The sequence below is a fragment of the Microvirga arabica genome, from assembly GCF_016811235.1.
Taxonomy (GTDB): Bacteria; Pseudomonadota; Alphaproteobacteria; order Rhizobiales; family Beijerinckiaceae; genus Microvirga; species Microvirga arabica.
The window spans coordinates 55,089-74,558 of the sequence record NZ_JAFBID010000004.1; the positions used below are offsets into that span (position 1 = coordinate 55,089).

Annotated in this window: 16 protein-coding genes; 8 read left to right on the forward strand and 8 right to left on the reverse strand. The window is 59.6% G+C overall.

Annotated features, from left to right (window positions below; all coding sequences use genetic code 11):
* Positions 1-34: 34 nt before the first annotated feature.
* The 3 genes from JQC81_RS03360 to JQC81_RS03370 form a co-directional block, all read right to left on the reverse strand.
* Entirely contained in the window at positions 35-754 is a 720-nt protein-coding gene (locus JQC81_RS03360; protein ID WP_203270303.1) for a Crp/Fnr family transcriptional regulator, read from the reverse strand.
* Between the two features lie 90 nt (positions 755-844).
* The gene (locus JQC81_RS03365; protein WP_203270393.1) at positions 845-1,144 is read right to left on the reverse strand and encodes a YdhR family protein; all 300 of its coding nucleotides are present in this window, start codon (positions 1,142-1,144) and stop codon (positions 845-847) included.
* Positions 1,145-1,436: 292 nt separating this feature from the next.
* Positions 1,437-3,173 (reverse strand): ABC transporter ATP-binding protein/permease, encoded by a 1,737-nt coding sequence (locus tag JQC81_RS03370; RefSeq protein WP_203270304.1) that lies wholly within the window; start codon positions 3,171-3,173, stop codon positions 1,437-1,439.
* Between the two features lie 463 nt (positions 3,174-3,636).
* On the opposite strand from JQC81_RS03370, the gene JQC81_RS03375 reads away from it, so the two are divergent.
* Both JQC81_RS03375 and tolA read left to right on the forward strand, forming a co-directional pair.
* Positions 3,637-4,038 carry a cupredoxin domain-containing protein gene (locus JQC81_RS03375; protein WP_203270305.1) on the forward strand — a complete coding sequence of 134 codons (402 nt, stop codon included), beginning with the start codon at positions 3,637-3,639 and terminating at the stop codon, positions 4,036-4,038.
* Positions 4,035-4,538, forward strand: a complete 504-nt coding sequence (tolA, locus tag JQC81_RS34680) for a cell envelope integrity protein TolA (protein WP_512699539.1) — start codon at positions 4,035-4,037, stop codon at positions 4,536-4,538. Before JQC81_RS03375 ends, tolA begins: the two co-directional genes overlap by 4 nt.
* 278 nt (positions 4,539-4,816) lie before the next feature.
* On the opposite strand, the gene JQC81_RS03380 is transcribed toward tolA, so the two are convergent.
* On the reverse strand, positions 4,817-5,992 hold the full coding sequence (locus JQC81_RS03380) for a PRC-barrel domain-containing protein (RefSeq protein WP_203270306.1): 1,176 nt from the start codon (positions 5,990-5,992) through the stop codon (positions 4,817-4,819).
* Positions 5,993-6,947: 955 nt separating this feature from the next.
* On the opposite strand from JQC81_RS03380, the gene JQC81_RS03385 reads away from it, so the two are divergent.
* Entirely contained in the window at positions 6,948-7,406 is a 459-nt protein-coding gene (locus tag JQC81_RS03385; RefSeq protein WP_246520198.1) for a hypothetical protein, read from the forward strand.
* Positions 7,407-7,640: 234 nt separating this feature from the next.
* Here the strand turns inward: JQC81_RS03385 and JQC81_RS03390 are convergent, their stop codons facing one another.
* Together JQC81_RS03390 and JQC81_RS32895 are read right to left on the reverse strand one after the other, a co-directional pair.
* A complete protein-coding gene (locus tag JQC81_RS03390; protein WP_203270307.1) occupies positions 7,641-8,450 on the reverse strand; it encodes a hypothetical protein in 810 nt (269 codons plus the stop codon).
* A 247-nt stretch (positions 8,451-8,697) separates the two neighbouring features.
* Positions 8,698-9,642 carry an endonuclease/exonuclease/phosphatase family protein gene (locus tag JQC81_RS32895; RefSeq protein WP_203270308.1) on the reverse strand — a complete coding sequence of 315 codons (945 nt, stop codon included), beginning with the start codon at positions 9,640-9,642 and terminating at the stop codon, positions 8,698-8,700.
* Between the two features lie 743 nt (positions 9,643-10,385).
* Between JQC81_RS32895 and JQC81_RS03400 the strand changes: the two genes are divergently transcribed.
* Positions 10,386-10,817, forward strand: coding sequence for an EF-hand domain-containing protein (locus tag JQC81_RS03400; RefSeq protein WP_203270309.1), 432 nt, complete (start codon positions 10,386-10,388; stop codon positions 10,815-10,817).
* 155 nt (positions 10,818-10,972) lie between these two features.
* Entirely contained in the window at positions 10,973-12,220 is a 1,248-nt protein-coding gene (locus tag JQC81_RS03405; protein ID WP_203270310.1) for a DUF1236 domain-containing protein, read from the forward strand.
* Between the two features lie 87 nt (positions 12,221-12,307).
* On the opposite strand, the gene JQC81_RS03410 is transcribed toward JQC81_RS03405, so the two are convergent.
* A complete protein-coding gene (locus JQC81_RS03410) occupies positions 12,308-13,870 on the reverse strand; it encodes a phospholipase D family protein (RefSeq protein ID WP_203270311.1) in 1,563 nt (520 codons plus the stop codon).
* A gap of 603 nt (positions 13,871-14,473) precedes the next feature.
* On the reverse strand, positions 14,474-14,854 hold the full coding sequence (locus tag JQC81_RS03415; protein WP_203270312.1) for a response regulator: 381 nt from the start codon (positions 14,852-14,854) through the stop codon (positions 14,474-14,476).
* Between the two features lie 443 nt (positions 14,855-15,297).
* Between JQC81_RS03415 and JQC81_RS03420 the strand changes: the two genes are divergently transcribed.
* The 3 genes from JQC81_RS03420 (at position 15,298) to JQC81_RS03430 (ending at position 18,574) form a co-directional block, all read left to right on the forward strand.
* Positions 15,298-16,416 carry a branched-chain amino acid ABC transporter substrate-binding protein gene (locus JQC81_RS03420; protein ID WP_203270313.1) on the forward strand — a complete coding sequence of 373 codons (1,119 nt, stop codon included), beginning with the start codon at positions 15,298-15,300 and terminating at the stop codon, positions 16,414-16,416.
* A gap of 185 nt (positions 16,417-16,601) precedes the next feature.
* Positions 16,602-17,147: a GNAT family acetyltransferase gene (locus JQC81_RS03425; RefSeq protein WP_203270314.1), complete on the forward strand. Its 546-nt coding sequence runs from the start codon at positions 16,602-16,604 to the stop codon at positions 17,145-17,147.
* A gap of 314 nt (positions 17,148-17,461) precedes the next feature.
* Positions 17,462-18,574 carry a mechanosensitive ion channel family protein gene (locus tag JQC81_RS03430; RefSeq protein WP_203270315.1) on the forward strand — a complete coding sequence of 371 codons (1,113 nt, stop codon included), beginning with the start codon at positions 17,462-17,464 and terminating at the stop codon, positions 18,572-18,574.
* The last annotated feature ends 896 nt before the right edge of the window (positions 18,575-19,470 follow it).

The following is a 19,470-nucleotide window of genomic DNA, read 5'->3' on the forward strand; positions in this document are numbered from 1 at the left end:
GCGCCAAAGTCAGTTCGGGAGTGCATAGCGGATGCTATGGCATTGGCAGCAGGCGTGCGAAGGTGTGGCGGATCCGGCCGTAGCACTCGCAGGTGATCTCCTCGAGGCCAGCCCGATCCGCGATGATGATGCCGCCGCGCTGCTGTGTGATCAGCCCCTGTGTCTGGAAGGTGCGCAGCACCGTACTGACCGTGGAGCGCTGCACCCCGAGCAGCTCGGCCAGATCGGCATGGGTCAGGGGCAGGAGGTCCTCGTCGATCCTGTCCCGGGTGCTCAGGAGCCAGTTGCAGCAGCGCGCCTCCACTGTGTGAATGGCATTGCAGGAGACCGTCTGGAACGTCTGGGCCAGGAGCGCTTCGCTGTAGCTGAGCACCAGACGCTGGATCTTGGGACGGGCGCGCATCACCTCCTGCATGCGATCAATGGCGATCCGGGAGGCGGTGCCGGGCACCTGCACCTTGTAGCGCCCGAAAGCCTCGCGCGAGACAATGGCGCTGATCAGGCCGAACAGCCCCTCCCGCCCGAAGGACGCCACCTCGACGAACTGGCCCTCTTCCATGACGTTGATCAGGCCCACGGTGGCATCATGCGGGAAGTAGGTGTAGCGGATGGGATCCCCGGCCTCATACAGGATCGTGCCTTTGGGCAGGATTACCACCTCCAGGTGCGGCTCCAGCCAAGCCAGATCCTCAGGCTCCAGGGCAGCCAGAAGCCAGTTTCTGCGGTGATGAGCCTTCGACGTCGGGTAGGCCATGCCAGCCTTCAGATCCACCAGGAAGCCAAACAGTATGAAGAACCCGGGGCGTGCGCCACAACCCAGGTTAAGATCACGGAAGCCTTACGCTCACCCGGTGCTCTCTGCGTTGTCGATGATCAGCGGCGTGTCGAAGTACTCGATCGTCGGGGGAGTGCCGAAGCGCTCGGCAATCCGCTGCCGCCAAGCGTCAGAGTACATGGCCTCGGCGGCCTCGCGGCTCTCCCACAGGTAGACGCCGCCTCCGGTCTGGTCCGCCCCGTGCAGGTAGTATTTGCGGACGAGCCCTGGCGCTCCTCGGAACTGAGGGGCGGAGTGCTCATAGGCTTTCTTCACCTCGTCTGGGGAGAGGCCTTGGGGCAGGGGAAAACGCACGATAGCCGTGATCATCATCAGCTCCTAGATCGCTGGTAGACGTCTCAGTTGGAACACGGCTGTACTATCGCTGAGAGCTCTCCAGCTCGAGGTGCGAAAACACACCGGAATGTCGCTTGTTGGCATGAGGCGGAAGTGCTGGAGCGAGTGGGCCTTAACCACCGTAGTCGAGCCCCAAGCCCCGTGCCCCTATGATCGGCCCCACGAGACTTCATGCTCTCCAAAACGGCGCGCTGCGATCCATGGCTCCTGCGAGAAACGAGGCGAGGAGCCGTTCTGTGCCATGATGAACGGACATTCGGCTGTTCTAGGGTGCTCTGATCCCTATTCGACGCAACCAATCAGAGAAGTTGCGCAAAGCAGGGGGAGGGGTGCGGACGAGCAGAATCGCTCCTTCTCTCGTCTTGCGGATCTGGAGGGTGCGGGAGTGGAACTCTTCCAAGCCCGGTCTGTGTCCGATGGATAGAACAGAGGCGCCTTTCAGCTCATTTTCGAACAGCGACAGCATGGAAGTCTGGTTCTCGTCATCAAGAGCCGAAGTTGCCTCATCCATGAAAACCCAGCGTGGTTTGTGAAGAACGATACGGGCGAAGGCGACCCGCTGTTGCTGGCCGAGCGATAAAGACTGATCCCAGCGCCTGTTCTCGTCCAGAGCGCCCAGAAAATCGCCCAAGCCGCACCGCTCGAGGGCTGCTCTGACCTCGTTATCGCTGAAACCGTCCGGTGCTGCGGGGTAGCACAGTGCAGCACGCAAGGTTCCGAGCGGAAGGTAGGGACGTTGCGGCAGAAACATCATCTGCTCGCCAGGAGGGATTTGGATCTCGCCTGAACCCCAGGGCCAAAGACCCGCAATGGCGCGGAAGAGAGTACTTTTGCCTGAACCGGATTCTCCAACAATGAGCACGCGCTCGCCTGCTTTAATCTCAGCATTCGCACCCTCAAGGATGATGCTTCCGTCGCTCAAGGCAATCGAGAGATTCTCAAACCGCAACCAGCCACGGGGATGGGGCACGATTTCGATCTTTCGGTTTTCCTCTACTGTCCTATCAAGATCCAACGCAGCCTGTCGGAACGTGGCTATTCTCAACAGCGCCGAGCGCCAATCCGCGATTTTCGGGAAGTTATCGACAAAGTACCGTAAGGATCCTTGCACCATACCGAAGGCTCCCACCACCATCATCATCTCACCGAAACTGAGACGTGCGGCAAAATATCCGGGTGCGGCCGCCAGGATCGGCACCACGATGGCGAGCCATCCGTATCCTGATGTGATCCATGTCAGGCGTGCGAGAGCGCCAGACAATCGGCGCGTCGCCAGGAGAACGGCATCGACGGTGAGATTTAGACTGCGTCGCTCATCCTGCTCGCCATTGTAGAGCGCAACGCTCTCAGAACTCTCGTTCACACGGACGAGAGCAAACCGCAGTTCGGCCTCCCGTGCATATCGAGTGGTGTTCAGGGGGATGAGAGGGCGTCCGACGAGCCAGGTCAGGCCGGACCCGATGCTTGCATATCCAACGGCAATCCAGACCATGTAGCCGGGAATAATGATTTCCTCTCCCTTGTACTCGAAACTCGCATAGGAGGAGAGCGTCCAGAGAACTCCAATGAAGCTGACGAGCATCAGGAAAGCCTGCAGCATTCCTACTCCCAGCTCTGTCGTGAACTCAGAAAAGAGTCGACAATCTTCCTGCATCCGCTGATCCGGTTGCGCGCCTGCACGCCCGACATGACTGAGCTGGTAGGCCCGGTTGGGCTTCAGCCAGACATCAAGAAGAACATGGGTCAGACGCTCGCGCAGGCGGATCTTCAGACGTTCCTGAAGCCAAGTCTGAGCGACCACCATGACGAGGAGAAAGGCGATAATACCTAGAAAGATCACAAGCTGCCAGAGAAAGGCGGTAGAGTTACGTCTTTCAACAGCGTCGAAGAAGGCGCCGTTCCAGGCGTTGAGGCGCACCTGCCCGATCATGTTGCCGATCAGAATGACGATAATCGCCAGCGAGAGGCGTGTGATTGGCCATCCTTTTCTTCTTTCAAACATTTCTCGCAGCAGCAGGTAGAATTCGCGGAGCGCGTTATCGGAGTTCTTATCCTGTGCAGGCGCCGAGCCGTGCTGTGCGCCGATCTCCGGACCTATGCTACCGGGACGCGGAAATGTCCCCTGCAGTTCAGGTCCAACTGAGTTGGAAGAGCGTTGAGATCCGAAAGAAGTAGAATCAGTCATAACAGCATTACGGCGCTACAAGTGCTCGTCTCCCTATGAACAAAGGTTCAAGCGTACGCGGCGGGCCAAGTTCCAGCGTAAGGCAATTGAGCATCGTTGTGTCGTTCGCCGCATAGGATGCTTAAGCTGGAGAGACATGATTTCTGTCCGGAAGCGTACTTCATCTATCAATTAGTATTGGACCCACAGGGTCAGACCAAATGTTGCCAGTTGTGACCGAAAATCCATACAAAGGCTTAATGCTCGAGAGAGGACAATCCCTAGCCAAAGGAACCGCGTCATGGCCCAGATGATGACCTCGATGTTCACGGCCATTGCAGCACTAGTCTCGATTGCTCCTGCCGCCGCCCAACAGGCTCAGAGTGCCGCTAAGCAAGGTCCCCCAGCTGTCCATATCGATCTGCACGAATGGGGCCTTGGGCTGGATGGGCGTGCAACCATTCCCGGCAATGAGGCTGTGTTTGAGATCCGCAATACTGGTTCTATCCTTCACTCCTTCGAGATCGAGGGTAAGATCGACGGCAAGGAAGTCGAGGTTATTTCCGGTCGCCTGCAGCCGAGCCAGACCACCAGTTTCACTCTCCGCCTGCCCGCTGGCGAGTACACAGCATACTGTCCGGTGGGTAACCATCGCGAACGAGGCATGCTCGCCACCATCTTGTTCCGCGGCAGCTTTTCATGATCTCGGACGGGTCTCCGGCGAGTGTCGGTTCCGTCGCGAAACCTCAGCGCGCCTGTGCCATTCTCCTCGTGTTTCTCCTCAGTACAAGTGCAAGCGGCACTCAAAACGGACCCTCGACGGCAAGGAGGCCAGAAGGCCATCAGCTTACTAAGCTGAAAGATGTTTGGCCGGCCCTTGTTCGATGCTGGCGACCGCCAATAGGCTCACAGGGGCAGGAAACCACCCTTCGCTTTAGCCTCAAAAGAACAGGCGAGATCATTGGCACGCCAGTTGTAACTTACTCGCGCCGGTCAGGGAATGCGGCCGCGCGTCAGGCTTTCACAACGTCTGCATTGGCAGCAATCACTCAATGCACACCGCTCAACTTAGCTGATGGTTTAGGTGACGCTCTTGCCAGTCGCATCATCTCGATCCGGTTTGTCGGATCGTCTGATGTTTATATCAGGGCGGCTCAGACGTATCAGCATCTGAGAATCGAGCGCGGCAGAGCTGGCGAATGAAACCAGGAAATGAACCGCGTCCATCCTGTAACTGGGAGCCCAGCAACACCCGCTATTCGTTGCACCACTTATGAATTCTTAGAAGGAAGAGCCAGCCAATCATCCAAATGCGGTGGGAGGCTCGTAACGGGGCTCCCGCAGGGTCGTGACTGGCCGCACACTGGTGTGGGCGGCGCTGGCCAACAAGTTCCGGTCTTACGATCCAGACTAGCAGCGGAGCGCAGCATGGCCGTGGCACGTATGCCCGGCCATGCTGGTTTCAGCTAACCTCTGAACACTCAGAACCACTTGCGCTCTGCGAGGTCGTTGAACTCGTTCTGGGCCAAGACGCCATCCGAGTCTGCGTCCCATATGTCGTACATCCCGGGGCTGAACTCGTTCTCAGCCAACATGCCATCGCTGTCGACATCCCAGCGGCCGTAATAGCCGATGCGGTCGAACCCGGAGCGGAATTCGTTCTGGTCGAGGACACCGTCGCCATTTGCGTCGAATGTGCCGTAGGAGACCTGCTGGTTGGCCAGGCCCCAGTTGCGCCACCCCCGGGTGAACTCGTTTTGCGCGACGCGCCCATTACGGTTCATGTCGAACACATTGTAGAGGCCGTTGTAGAACTCGTTCTCTTCCAGCCGCGAATTCTGGTTCGCGTCCCAACGGCTGTATATGTTGCCGCTGACGCGTGAGAATTCCCGATCGGTCAGTTCGAGGTTCTGATCCCTGTCGATGTTTCGGAACGTCCACTGGGTCGGAACGGCCCCGGTGACTTCCGTCCGGGTGCCTGTCGGCGCGGCGTTGCTGGCCACTGCCTTGTTCTGCATCTCAACGCGGCTCGGCAGCCGGTCGTAGTCGAAGCGCGCCAGATTGACGATGTCGGCCTCGGCATAAGGCAGATTGTAGTTGGCCAACCCCGGGCTCCAGCCATAGCCATCGTAGTACGGGAAGGCACGGAAGCCGGCACCGTAGGCGGGCGTGGCGTTCACAACCAGTGCCTGGAGCATACCGTCAGCCGAGAAGATCAGGTCGTTGACGTAGCCGTAGCTGCGGCGATTGGCGAGATAGGCATAATCATCGATGAGGTCTGTCGCCTTCCAGAGCTGGGTGCTGGTGTCAAGATCGTCATTCACCACCTGGGTGCGCTGCGTATCGGAGCGGGTCAGGAAGAAGTCAGCGGCATAGGTATAATCCTCGACATTCTCCTGGGTGACCGGAATGGTCACGCGGTCGAGGGTTGGGCTGACCTGTAGCTGATCCCAGGGAACGAACACATGCGTGTCGCCGATGTCCCAGAAGCCGCCGACCTCGGCGATGATGCCTTGGACACGTCCCCCCTGACCGATGATGATATTCTCGATATCGCCGATCTCCTCGCCCGTCACACCGTACACCTCGGCGTTGTCCATGAGCCGCTCGGCGCTCCAGCCATTCTGGTAGAGACCGTTGTACGTCCAGTTGTTCAAGGCAGCGCCTGGATTGGTCCCAACTTGGGCCCCGACGGGAGATATGGATCCTACTCCGAGTGCTAGTGCGAGCACAGCGGGAGGGATCAAACGCTTGAATTCCATGGTGTTACTCCTGTCCGGTTCGCAATGGAAACGTGGAATGCGGCCAAGTGCGGTGGCGGCCCAGCTCCATGGGTTGGGGCACGCGCACGGTCTAGTGAACAACCGGAGCTCGCACCGGGCGTTCGGCGCGAATCCTGGAAATGGGTACGGTAGCAGACGCAGCAGGCGTCATGTGCCGTCGGGAGCCCTGCGGCCGCTGCTTCTCCGAGCTTCTCGTGTACAAGGGTTGGACCGCCACGTCTCACACAGGCGTTGCCGCTGATAGCGCAACGGTCTGCTTCCGTACCGGAATTGCCCGGGCTATCCGCCGTCGGCCAGAACCGACACAGGTGCAGAGCATTACCTCTCCAGCTCGTCGGTGCGTACCTTATGGAAGTTCCTTTGGTCGTGAGCCGGGCTGGCTGTCTGGAGGGCATGCGCCAACATGGCAGGCCGGCATGCTTGAAAACACCCGCCCGGATCAGCCACTCGATCTCCCGCAGGACAGGCGAGCCGGCCTCATTCCCGCGACGGGAACATCGGGTCCAGTCCGCACCTAGAGGTACCCGCGCCGCAGGGCTGGGTGACGGCCGGACATAAGGGAGATGACGATGGTATTTCAGCGTGATCCATTCGCTCCCGCCGCTCCTAGCGGCCAGCCTCGCTACCGGAGCCGATCCCCGTGGGGCTGGGCCATCGGCGCATTGGCAGTGATCCTTGTTGTTGCCGCCATATTCGTCTGGGGCCTGCCTGCCGACGAGTCCCTCACGACAGGTGTTGTAGCTCCGTCTGTTGATGCAGCCCCGCCAACCGCGCCAGCCTCTAGGCCATAGCGGCGCCGCCTTGATCATCCTCTGAAATGGAGAGTTCAATGGAACACAGGGATATCGATCAAATCCGCGGTTTTGCAGACGTGCAACCCAGCCCGCCACAAGTGCTGACCCGGCGCGAGCGCCTGGAGCGCTGGGCCGAACTGCTCGAGCGCGATCCCAACCGCCGGCTCAGCACCCTGGGCGAGATCGAGTTCGCGCCGAGGGATGAGCGCCCCTCCATGCGGGCCGACAACTCCCCCCTGGCCGTTGCCTTCGAGGATCCGGTCCTGCGCGCTGCCGGACTCCGGAGCGACAGGCTTGGCGATGCAATGGCCTTCTTTCAGATCTCGGAGGACGGCGCTCACTACATCATGTGCTCCTGCCTTTTCGGCCAATCCATGTCCGCCGGCACGGCTGCCGCCCGGGTGAGAAGCATGGATCAGGTGCATTGGCTCGTTCCAGCCAGTGTCATGGCCGGGCTGGCCAGTATTCCTGTTCTGCTCCACCTGCTCGGATGAAGAGCATCCCGATGGTGCCATGCGCTTCGGACAAAGACGGCAAGCGGGTCTACACCGCTACGGCTCCAGCGCTCGCTCCTGGAGCGCATCCCTGAGAGCAAAATGGAGGCGACCTGGATGATCCATCCAGGTCGCCTCGTAGACAGTAACGGCGTTGCTACAGGGAGCGTCCGCGGCCAGCGGGGCTCCGCCGGCAACCTTTGGGTACAGCCACATCACGGCCGAGGAGCGGGGTTACCCGCCTCTTGGGGTGTTCAAATCTTCACGCATGCCCTGCATCTGGTTGGGCGTGAGTGGGCGTGGCTCATAAATGAAGCCCGTGCGCCCATCCACCCGAATGTTCACCTCCCGGCCGCGCCAATCCGCCGTCGCGGTATAGCTGTAGCCATCCCTGCTCAAGTTCGAGATGTCGGCGAACCCGCGCGACTGGAGATCCCGCCGCACCTGGTCAGGATTCAACAGGGGAGCGGAGAATTGGTCCCGACTGGAGGCCGTTTCAGAGGTGCCTTTCGAGCCGAACTGCGGGCCAGAAGCGGATGCGCCACCTTGGCGCTGATTTGGGTCGGAAGACTGGCCCCGCTGGCTTATGGAGTCGGTTGCTCCCGACGCAGCCATCGGCGGAGGATCGACCAACATCAGCACAGACCTTCCATCTGGGATGCGGGCTTGAACCAAATAGGTGGCATTCAGGATCCGGATGTTCTGGAAACCAGCTTGGCGCAGCTGGTGGCGCAGCGCAGCGCGCTGGTTCAGGCGGCTATGCGCGTCGAGACGACTTTGGCTTGGTGGGCTCTCGCCCGCAGCCGAAAGATCGCCCGCAGGCCAGGTCCTGTTGTACTGCACCGAATCCCCGTGGCGCTCCGCGGCGGGAGAGAGCGGACCAGGGATCCAATCCCGTTCGATGCCCGGCGCATTGGAGCCGAAGATCTGGTTCCGCGCGTCTTGGTTCTCCTGAGAGTCGCCGGACCTCGACTGGGCGAGCGCGAGAGTCGAGCCGCCCGCCAGCAAGGTGGCCGCGAGTGCGGCAACTGACATCTTCCGCATGTTCACCTCCTGTGACATCGCAATCCTGACTAATGACTGCTGATGTCAGGAGATCCAGGCAAGGCTACGAGTCCGTACGACACCGGACAGATAACCGGTTAGCGGCACCTTCATGGCCGGCTTTGGGGCGGCGGCCACTCCGGATCGCAAGAGACATGAAGTGTCTTGTTCATCTCCACAGGCACACTGTGTTGAAATCCCATCCTGTGGAAATGGCCGGTGTGGTCTACCTGGAGCGCCCTTTTTGTCAGTCGCCCGTCTCGGTTTGGCGGTCCTCAAGGATCAGATCCACCACAACCGGGAGATGGTCTGAGCCCACACGCGGACCTGTCTCAACAGCCGTGAGCACGACGCCTTTTGAAACCAGCACATGGTCAATTAGGACGATCGGGATCAGCCGATTGGCTGGCCAACTCGCTGCAAACGTCTGTCCCCATCGCAAGTCTGCCCACTCGGCCAACTTGATGAGCTTCCACGAGAACGGTGTCAGGTTGAAGTCGCCACCAAGGATCAACGGCGCTTGTCTTGAGCGTGCAAACCTGATGAGCCGGTCGATGTCGCCAGGTTGGTGCAGCCACTCGAATGGGTTTGCGGTGTGCACGCTTGCGATCTCGAACAATCGACCATCCTGCTCAAAGCGGGCCCAGACGGCCAATGGCCGGCCCCGTCCGGTTGGAATGATCCCACTGTCGGACCAACGCCACTTCGACAGTAAAGCAGGCCCGGACCGGGAGTGCTCGTCGAACAGAACATAAGGGTAAGCGGAGGCAAGCTGATTGAGGACAGCGGCCTGGTCACCTTGACCGACCTCCTGGAGCAGGATCACATCCGCATCGGTCTGCTTGATGAAACCCATGATCCTGTTTGCCTGTCCATTCACGATCCAGGTGTTGAGGGTCGCCACTCTCAGATCAGGTTCAGCAGCCGCATGTTTCAGTGCGCCATAGCAGAGCGCAGGGACGATCAGCAGTGCGAGATTGACGGTGAATAGCGCACTTGCGGTGGCGGTGAGCCTCCGGGAGCGGAGCCCGAGAGAGAGAACCAGCAGCAAGCCCGTGCCCAGAGCCAGGAACGGACGGAAATGGTTGATTAGCTCAAGGGCCGGCCACCATGGCGCCAGCAGCCCTGCGAGAGTTACGGCGGTGCCAAGGCTCAAGCCTGCGTCGATTAGGTGGGAGGAGAGTGCCCGCACGAATTCCTACTGCAATTGGCAAGGGGGTGATTGCGCGCCACAACCGCCCCCGGACGAGAGTGCTGCCAAAGCGACGCGACTTGCGCCGGTCGGTCATGCTAAGCCAGGGCTAATTTCCGAGCCGGTCCCTGATCTTGGTGTTGTCGGAGATCCACAGGGCCCATTCCATCGCAAGACCGAGGCCAGACAAGGTGGCGGAGGTCCGTCCTCTCGTGATGATGTCTCGAGCGTCCGATGGGTTGCTGTCATTGTGACGGCGCTTGCTAACATTCCAGCTTTCCTTCTCGTACAGCCCCTTTCATCAGCGCCGTCGAGCGCTTTGCACGCCGGCCGACTGCCATCTCAAGGGAGGCCAAGGCCTCTATGCCTTCTGCCGAATGAGCCCGAGGGCGGATCCGACCAAAGCTGCTCACGCTTCTTGCCCGGAAGGTTATCGCAGACCAGAGACGACGGTTGAATCCGCTTCACCATGAGGGGAATTCAACTGGGTCCAATATGAACCGACTCTTTTCTGGTTAGAGACACTGGCAAATATAGCGCGCCTTAGGCTTCATATAGTGGCACGCGAACCGCGTAAAACTTGAGTGCTTTCTCCCATATATCGAGCCAAGTACGCTATTGTACAATCTAAAGATCGAACCGGCAGAGAAATCACTCGTTGCATTTCTAGTGTCTGAGTGGTGTGACGCGACGATGTCTTGCGCACCTTAGCTCAGCCCCCACTAAGCAAAGGAGATTGGTCTATGAAACTGTTCAGCAACGTTTCCCGTGTCGGAGTGTGCGCCGTTGGTCTGATGCTGCTCGCGGCTCCCGTGAGCGCTGCGGAATTCAGCGAGTGGGACGCGAATGCAGATGCGCGATTAACGAGCGAGGAGTTCCGGACGAACTTTGAAGAGGTCGGCATCTTCAACGCATGGGATGAAAACGACGATCTGGGTCTGACGGAAAGCGAGTTTGAAACCGGCTTAGGAGACGATGCCACAGCTTTTAACACCCGCTTCGGCGACAAGGCGTTCGACGAGTGGGATGTGAACGACGACAACAGGCTGTCGAATGATGAGTTCTACGATGGCGTCTATGCCTCCTACGACAGCGACGGCGACAAAATCATTGAGGAGCCCGAATTCGGCGACATTGGCGACGACATCGGCGACGGCGGCTTCTGGGACGTCTAAGCCCATCACACGCGGAGGCGGGCTGCGAATACCCCCGGACTGATAGGACAACGCAGCAACGGGCACCACACCGCGACTGTGGTTTGCAGACCCGCCTCTTCCAGCATCGGGCAAGCCTTGGGCTTGCCCACCTCAACCGATGTGGAAGGTTTCTCATGCATAAAATTCTGCTTTCGACTGTCGCCGCCTTTGCCGCCGCCGTGTCATCCTCCTCGTTCGCCCAAGAAGCGCCGGCCGCAAAGAAACAGCCGATTCCGGAGGCGGCATCCGACGGCGCGCATGCCAAGCCCAGTGGAGCGGCTTCGCAAGGGTCAGCACCGACCAAACTTCCGCAGACCAGCGGCCCTTCGGCCGACAGGGTTCAACCTGATTCCGGAAAGGCGAACTCCTCGGCAGGTGCGCCCGCAAGCGGATCCGACCAGAAGACGCCGACCACGGAGGCTGGGGGGGAGCGGAACGGGTCACCAACCGAACAAGCCCGCCGCCAAGCTTCGGAGCAGCCGTCCGCGACACAGGCTCAAGACGCAGGCAAGGCCAACAGCTCTGATGCTACGAAGAAGACAACTGCGTCCGATGGGGAGGGGCAGGGCAAGTCCCGCAAGCGCGCCGCCGACAAGAACGGCAATGGCGACCAGAAGACATCCCCAAGCACCAGCGCCAGCGCCAGCGATGATAATGGCACCAGCGGCAAGACCAAGCAGAGGATGCCGACCTCGGGAACAGCGCGCGGGACCAGCACCGAGAGCAACAGGGCTGGTCCGGCCACGACCACGGAGACTACCCCCGTGGAGACCAGCCGCTCGTCCGCCACCACGCAGCAGAAGTCCTCGAATTCCCCTCAAAAGCAGGACACCGGCGCCGATGCCGCAAGCTCGACCTCTATCAAGCTTTCAAGCGAGGAGAAGTCGCGTGTTGTGCAGTCGTTCACCGCTCGGGAGGTTAAGTCTGTCGAGAATGTCAGCTTTTCGATCTCAGTCGGCGTGAGCGTCCCTCAGGACTTGAACCTGCGTCCAGTGCCGGCCGACGTTGTGGAGATCGTTCCAGCGTACCGCGACTATCGCTATGTGGTAGTCAAGGATCAGATCGTGATTGTGAACCCGAAGACCCGCAAGGTTGTGGAAGTCATCGAGCGGGGCGCCACAACGGCAAGCCTCGGGACCTCCCAAGGATCGGGCTCGCTGAGCCTCTCGCAGGACGAGGAGACTACCGTCATCAAGACCCTTCGCAGTGATGCCTCGGCCGTATTCCACGAGGGGGCGACCGTGCCGCAATGCGTGGAGTTGAGGCCGATTCCAAGCACCGTCGACGTGCCGGAGCTCCGGTCGTATCGCTACGTAGTAGTCGAGGACAGTGTCATTCTCGTCGAGCCGGATTCCCGGCGCATTGTGAAAATTCTCGAGTAGAGGTCTGTCAGGCCAGGGTCGCCAATCTCGGCCCGGCCGGGCCGAGATCTCTCAGGGCATCGCCGGAGCCGTCGGCAGAGCGGCAGCCTACAGGAGCCACTCGACCGGAAGGATACGCATGCCCACCGCGAGCAGCCGCGCCGGCAGCGTGGTGTCCGGCTCCCGGGTCAACACGGCGGCATCACCGATCCAGACCAGTCGGCCCCGGCGCAGCTCGACGCGATAGCTTTGGGACGGCGACCGCACCTGCCTCATAATCGTAGCAAGCTCCTGGGCGAAGGCTTCTCCCTCGATCAGCAGCACCAGCTCCGTGTTGTACTCCGCCGAACGCGGGTCGAGATTGTAGGAGCCGATCACAGCCAGACGCCCGTCGGCAAGCATGAGCTTGGCGTGCAGGCCGGCGCCGCCCGAGCTCCCCAACAGGGAGAGGGCACGGCGAACCCTGGCGTCCGGCTGCAGTTCGTACAGCTCGACGCCGGCCGTGATCAGGCTGCGGCGGCGGCGGGCATAGGCGATCTGGGCTGGCAGGACATCATTGGTACCCAAGGAGTTGGTCACAGCCCGAACCGACACCCCACGCGCAGTTAGCAGCCGGAACCATGTCAGATCCTCGTCATCAGGAATCAGGTAGCCGCTCTCAATGTCCAGCGAGGCACGGACATTGCGGAGGGCATTCCTGAGCGATTGTTGCAGTCTGCCTGCTTTTGCATCTCCTCCTGGTGCATCATCCAGCACGGTCGCCGGCGCCCAGATTAGGTTGGACAGGAGCGAATCCAAGTCGGGAACGCGTTCGGCAAGCATCCCGTCGGTGCCGTGTCGTGATCCTCCAGCTAGGCGGCGTCGGCGCAGACAGTCTTCGATGCTGCAGTCCAATTGAGCCAGGATGCGCGCGACCTCAGCCACTTTCCCATGTTCCTCCACACCAAATGCCGCTGACGGCATGACGAGCTCGCTGGCCCAGAACCGCTCGAACGACGCCTCCACCGCCTGCGCCGCAGGCCCGATGGTCAGCACGTCAAGATCGCGAAAGTTCATGTTGGCCGCCAAGCCGAAATAGACATCGCCGATGTTGCGTCCGCCGATGACTGCGGCGCTGCCGTCCACCACCAGCGCCTTGTTGTGCATGCGCCGATTCAGACGGTGGAAGGAAAACAACCAGTTGAGAAAATAGGCGCGGCGCGTCACCGACGGGTTGTAGACCCGCACCGTAATCTGCGAATGCGCCGCGAGCGCGCGCACAAGCCTCTTGGTCGAGTGGGCATGCAGATCATCGAGCAGAATGCGCACGCGCACGCCGCGTTCAGCCGCCTGAAGCACCGCCCGCGCCATGAGGCGGCCGGCCAGATCGTCGTGCCAGGCGTAGTACTGCAGGTCGAGCGTGTTGACCGCAGACCGCACGAGCACAAGGCGCGCCGCGAGGGCCGTAGGGCCATCGGCGAGGAGGCGGTGGCCGCTATGGCCCCCGTTGGTACCTGACCCGTGATGTGCCGCCTTCGTCAGAGGCGAGAGGCGCATGGGCCGCTCAGGCCGGAACTCGTCGTTTCGGCTGATGAGTTGCCTTCGTGCCTGCCTGAATCGCCTCTCCATGAAGGTGACAAGCACCCCAACGGTGAGGATCCCGGCCAGGGAGCGGATCGCCCAGCGTGTCATCAGCCTGAGCATAATAGTCAAGGCTGCACAGGTATCGGGTTGTCCAACAGACAGCCAAGCAGTAAATGGCCGGAATAGCTGATGATCAAGATGCCAGGGTTCATGGTGCGGACCTCCGGTGCGATCGAAGGACTATGCTTGTAATATTGGTGCATGTGAGACCTCAATCACATCCTGACGATCGCCACGGAACCTGAACCGGCACTATGTTGAAGTGCAGCTGCCGCAGCGGACCGAAGCAGAACAGATCATGTTAGGTCAGAGTTCCTCTGATCTGCAGCCTGTCCGGCCCGCTCAAGGAGACCCTGCTCGAATTGCAACAGGAGGGCTCTGTTGCCTGTACCCCGGGCAGATCACAATCCACGGCCGCTCCCATTTGGAAGCAGGCCCGCACTCTTCGCCGAGCCAATGGCGCCGGACTTGGCCTAAAGCTTAACGTTTCTTCCTGGTACCAGTTGTATGGCGCCCGATCAGCGCTGCTGCCTGAACAATGGCATGAGTGCTCGAGTAGCGATTGTGGCGGATACCAGCTCCGGGCTGATCGCCCGTGATCTTCACCGAACAATGTGCAGCTCCACCTCCGCGTTGAGATCTCGTCGGTATCTAGCTCCGCGTGGCTGTGCCAATCTCCTGCAGCAGCACATCCACCGGCACTGGACGTGGCAGAAAGCAGCCGTCCCCGGGAATGTCGGCAGGATGCAGATGCCGGACATGACTCGATATGATCACCAGCCCCAGCGACGGCCACCGGTCGTGGGCCCTTCTAGCCAGATCCAGCCCGTCAGCTCCTGAGTTGAGGTCAAGATCAGCCAGGAGAACGCCCACTTCGGGCCGAGATTCTAGGGTGGTCCATGCCTCCTCAGGATCCTCAGCTTCAATCACCGCAAAGCCGGCCTTAATCAGGGAGGCCGTCACACCTGTGCGAACCGAAGGCTCACTCTCCACCAGCAGAACCGTGGCTTTCTTCTCAAGATCGTCTGTCATCATGGCTCAGCCCAACACAAACAACAGGGAAAGACCGCGTGCGCGCCGCCGGTTCCGGCTCGCCGAAAGCTTCTGAACGGAGGTGAACACAAAAACTCGTGATGGCCGAAGTAGGGGCAAAACACGGTGTAATCGCGCGGATCAAGCTGCCAGCCAAAATCACCTCCTCAATGCTCCGAGGTGCTCAGCACCAAGTGCGAGTCTTGCGGGGCAGTGCTGGGCATTTTGGAGCCGGCTGCGCGATCCCGCCTCTCCCGCATTGTGAACTTGGTTCGCTTGAGGACTCACTTTGGACAGGGGATCCAAAACTAAGAATGCTGTTCTGGCGTAATCTCAAAGAATAGTCGATTTCCCGTGCGCCTTCGTATCGTAGGCTTGGCGCTAAGGGCGTTGGACTCGGGAATCCGCCGATTTGTATATCATCATGTGAAGAAAGTGCTGCGATGAAAATAGGATCGTGGATATTCGCCTCTGCCGTAACACTTGCGGCCGAGATCGGGATTGCGAAGGCTGAAGATATTACGATTGCCGTCGCCGGGCCGATGACCGGCCCGGTTGCCACGATCGGGGAACAGATCAAACGCGGCGCTGAGCTTGCAGCCGAAGCAATCAACAAGAGTGGTGGTGTCGACGGGAAGGCCCTCAAGATCGCCATTTTTGACGATGCTTGCGAGCCAAAACAGGCAGTAGCGGTTGCGAACCGGATTGTCTCTGAGGGTATCAAGTTCGTCAATGGCCATGCCTGTTCCGGATCATCAATCCCAGCTGCCGGGGTTTACGCAGAAGCCGGCGTCCTCATGATGAGCCCAGCTTCCAGTGCCCCCAAGTTGACGGATGATGCAGCAGAGAAGGGCTGGACGACCATCATGCGGCTGTACGGTCGCGACGATGCGCAAGGCAAGTTCATTGGCCCTTGGATCCGGGAGAGGTTTGGATCCAAGAGGATCGCGATTCTTCACGACAAGAGCGCTTATGGGAAGGGATTGGCCGACGTCGTGAAATCCTCCTTGAACAAAGCAGGCGTCCAGGAGGTGCTCTACGATGGCATCAATCCAGGAGACAAGGACTATAGGGCCGTGATCAATCGCCTGAGGGCAGAAGGAGTCGATGTTGTTTACTTCGGCGGGTATCATACCGAGGCAGGTTTAATGAAGCGTCAGGCCGCTGACCAGAATTACAAGTTTCAACTGATCACTGGAGATAGCATCGCTACGCCGGAGTTCACATCCGTTGCTGGTCCAGCGGGCGAGGGAACCATTTTTACCTTTCCTTCTGACAACCGCGACAGTGAGGCGGCACGAAAGGCATTAGAGCAGTTTCAACAAGCTGGATTCGCGCCGGAGGGCTTCTCCCTCTTCTCCTACGCTACGATCCAGGCTATCGCTGCCGGCATAGATGAGGCAAACAGCACGGATCCACGAGTTGTCGCAAAAGCATTGCGGAGCGGGAGCGTCGACACTGTTCTCGGCCCTATCAGCTTCGATGAAAAGGGCGATATAAAAGAACCAAAGTACAACATCAACGTCTGGAAAGACGGAAAGTACAACAAGCTAGCATCATGAGGAATTGAGAAGGCCTCAGATCAAAGATCCGAACCAGATGGATGCGACAGTCGCGACTAAGAGGCTACGTGCTGAAGGTTTGATCTCTATTGCGCACGTGTTCGGGTTGGAGCGTGCTACGACGGCTGGACCGAGGTTCTGTGCGCCAAGACCGGACGGCACTAGGCACGTTACTGGAGCTCGGAGTGACCTTCATCTACGCAACGGTGGGAACCGGCACGGCCTCGCGCACTGCTTGGAGTACAAACCTGATGCATTTTCTGTCCCGTCTAATGTTCGGCATCGCCGGCCTTGTGTTGATGCTGCTTGCTCTTGGCCTCATTGCGTTCGGGTGTTGGCGCCTCGGAGTTGCCATTGTGAGCCCTGGAGCACTTCTCGAGGATCCGCTGCTCGGGACCGTAGGATACGTGATCATCTCAATTGCCGTGTTCGATGTCGCGAAGTTCCTCATCGAGGAGGAGGTGCTGAACGGCCGCGAGCGCCGGATCGCGTCGGAGGCGCGCAGGAGTCTCACCAAGTTCATTTCAACCATCGCCATAGCGGTTTTCCTTGAGGCATTGGTGACGGTGTTCCGCGTTAGTGCGAGAGACGTGACACAGCTGCTTTATCCGACTCTGCTGCTCGTTGCCGCCACACTCCTGATCATTGGCCTTGGCCTTTATCAGCGGCTTAGTGCGACGGTGGAACGCCAAGTCGATGCGAATGACCGATCCGCCGAGCGAAAGGCATGATGTAAGGGTGAGTACGCGCTTCAGCTCGCTCTGCCGGGACAAATTGGAACTGGCATGGCAAACCTGCGGATTCTCCTTCGGCAAGGCGCATAGCGTTACCCGCCATAAGGTGCAGCATCTTGGTGTTGCTGCGTCAGTCTACTGCAATGCCAACGCTGAGGGGCTTCCCACTCGCTTCGGAGTTGTCTTGGAATGAGGGGAATTGCCGCGGGTTCGAAGGTGTCCATCAAGGTGAGAGAAGCCCTTCTCAGGATCCGATATCATTCGTCGGAACACACACACCAGGTTGGCGTTGCGTCCCCATGCGAGACATCATGCTGACGATATCGAGCGCCATGGCGCAATGGCAGGCTTTGTGGCCGAACTGGCTGACCGGCTTCGCGGTCTTGGCCGTAGTGGCCTTCCTGCTGTTGTTCCTTCACTCTGTTGTTATGAATGCCCTACGCTTGGTGCTGCGGGGCAGGCTGGCCGAGTTCGCGAGTAGACTGCTGAAGAGGATCGGCCCGCCAACGCGGCTAGGTGTGCTCGTGGTCGGCCTCGGAGTTACCTTGCAGGGACTGCCTGAGCGGGTGGTGGGTCACGACTTGGTTGAGTGGGGCCTGCTGTTCGGCTTCATCATATTCCTGGGCTGGGGCGCCATCACCATTGTTAACACAGCCTCGGAGTACTACCTGCGGCATGCGCTGAAGGGCTCCGAAGACAGCATGCTCAGCCGCAAGATCCTGACTCAGGTGCGTCTTCTGCGAAGAACAATCGTCTTCGGCCTCGGCTTTCTGACACTGGCTGCCATTCTGATGACGATCCCTGCGGTGCGGCAGTACGGGGTCAGCCTTTTCGCCTCGGCAGGTGTCGCGGGGCTTGCTATCGGTTTAGCGGCGCGGCCCGTGTTGTCGAACCTCATTGCAGGCGTCCAGCTCGCGGTAACACAGCCCGTCCGTCTTGGCGACGAAGTGCTGGTCGAGAGCGAGTTCGGAACTGTCGAGGAGATTCAGACCACCTATGTGGTGATCAGGCTGTGGGATCTGCGCCGCATGGTTGTCCCGCTTTCCTACTTCATGGAGAAGCCCTTCCAGAACTGGACCCGGCAATCGACTTCAATCATCGGAGCCGTTCACTGGTACTTGGACTACTCCACCCCAGTCGAGGCAGTGCGAGCCAGATTTCTTGAGCTGCTGAAGGAATCCCCGCTCTGGAATGGGGATGTCGCGGCCCTGCAGGTGACCGACGCTAAGGAAGGGACCGTCGAACTGCGGGGGCTCATGAGTGCTGCATCATCAGGGGCGGCGTTCGACCTGCGCTGCGAGATCCGTGAGAAATTGATCGCATGGCTGCAGGAAATCTACCCCCATGCTCTACCCAGAGGTAGGATCGAGGTCGAGAATTTTCCGGCTTATCCGCCGCAAGGTGTGGGCGGACGGCACCACTGACATTGCATGCTGTCCCACGTCAGTGACGACCGCCCAATCTTGTGATGAGGCTGCTAGGTGGAACATGCCTCAAAGGACGCATCATCCTTAGCGCGAAATGGCTCATTACAGTTCGGACATGCCCCTCTCGAGGATGCCCAAAGCTGGATGGAACCGCAGCTTGCGTGGCGCTTTGCCAATGGGAAGGTCATGGAGGAACGCCATATGTCAGGAACAGCAAAGCCCCAAGATCCGTCATCCGAGGAGTTCGATATACCTGGGCCCTTACCAGAGCTTCCAGAGCTTGATCCCGTTCCGGAGGATGGGAGCCCGGCTGACCACAAGGGGCCGGCACCGGATGACGTGCCTTTCGTTCCGCCCCCAGGCACTCAGTAAGGGCGAGAGGAGCCGAAACGTATCTTTCCGCTTCAGAGGCACTACAGGAATGTTACAGACCTATACAAAGGTCCGAAATCGTGCCGAAGGGTAAACCTTGAGCTTAAGATAATTGGGCTGATGGGTTAGGGCTGGGAACGAATTCTTAAAGCGTTGTTATCGGCTCCCTGACTCGATCGTCTCTGGTCCTCGCCGAGAGGCGGAATGGTCTGGTGGAGTAGCAACCTGCCGTCATGACCCGGGGTCTGATCCTCAGCTTTGCGGCGCTGCAGAGATATTCAGGCCGCACGATCTCATCACGAAGCTGCGCCGCTCACCCGTGTGGAACAACCTCCGATGGCGGCCGCATACAGCCTCCCTTGGTCGTTGTGGCTACCACTTTGCATGTTGGGGAGCCATGGCGTAACCACTGTATGGAGCCAGGGTAGGGAAGGTGGTCGCGGTGCTCAGACAGCGATGGAACGCAAGCGGCTAGCAGTGACTTACAGAGTTACCAATGCAGATCGACGGAAGCCGCCATG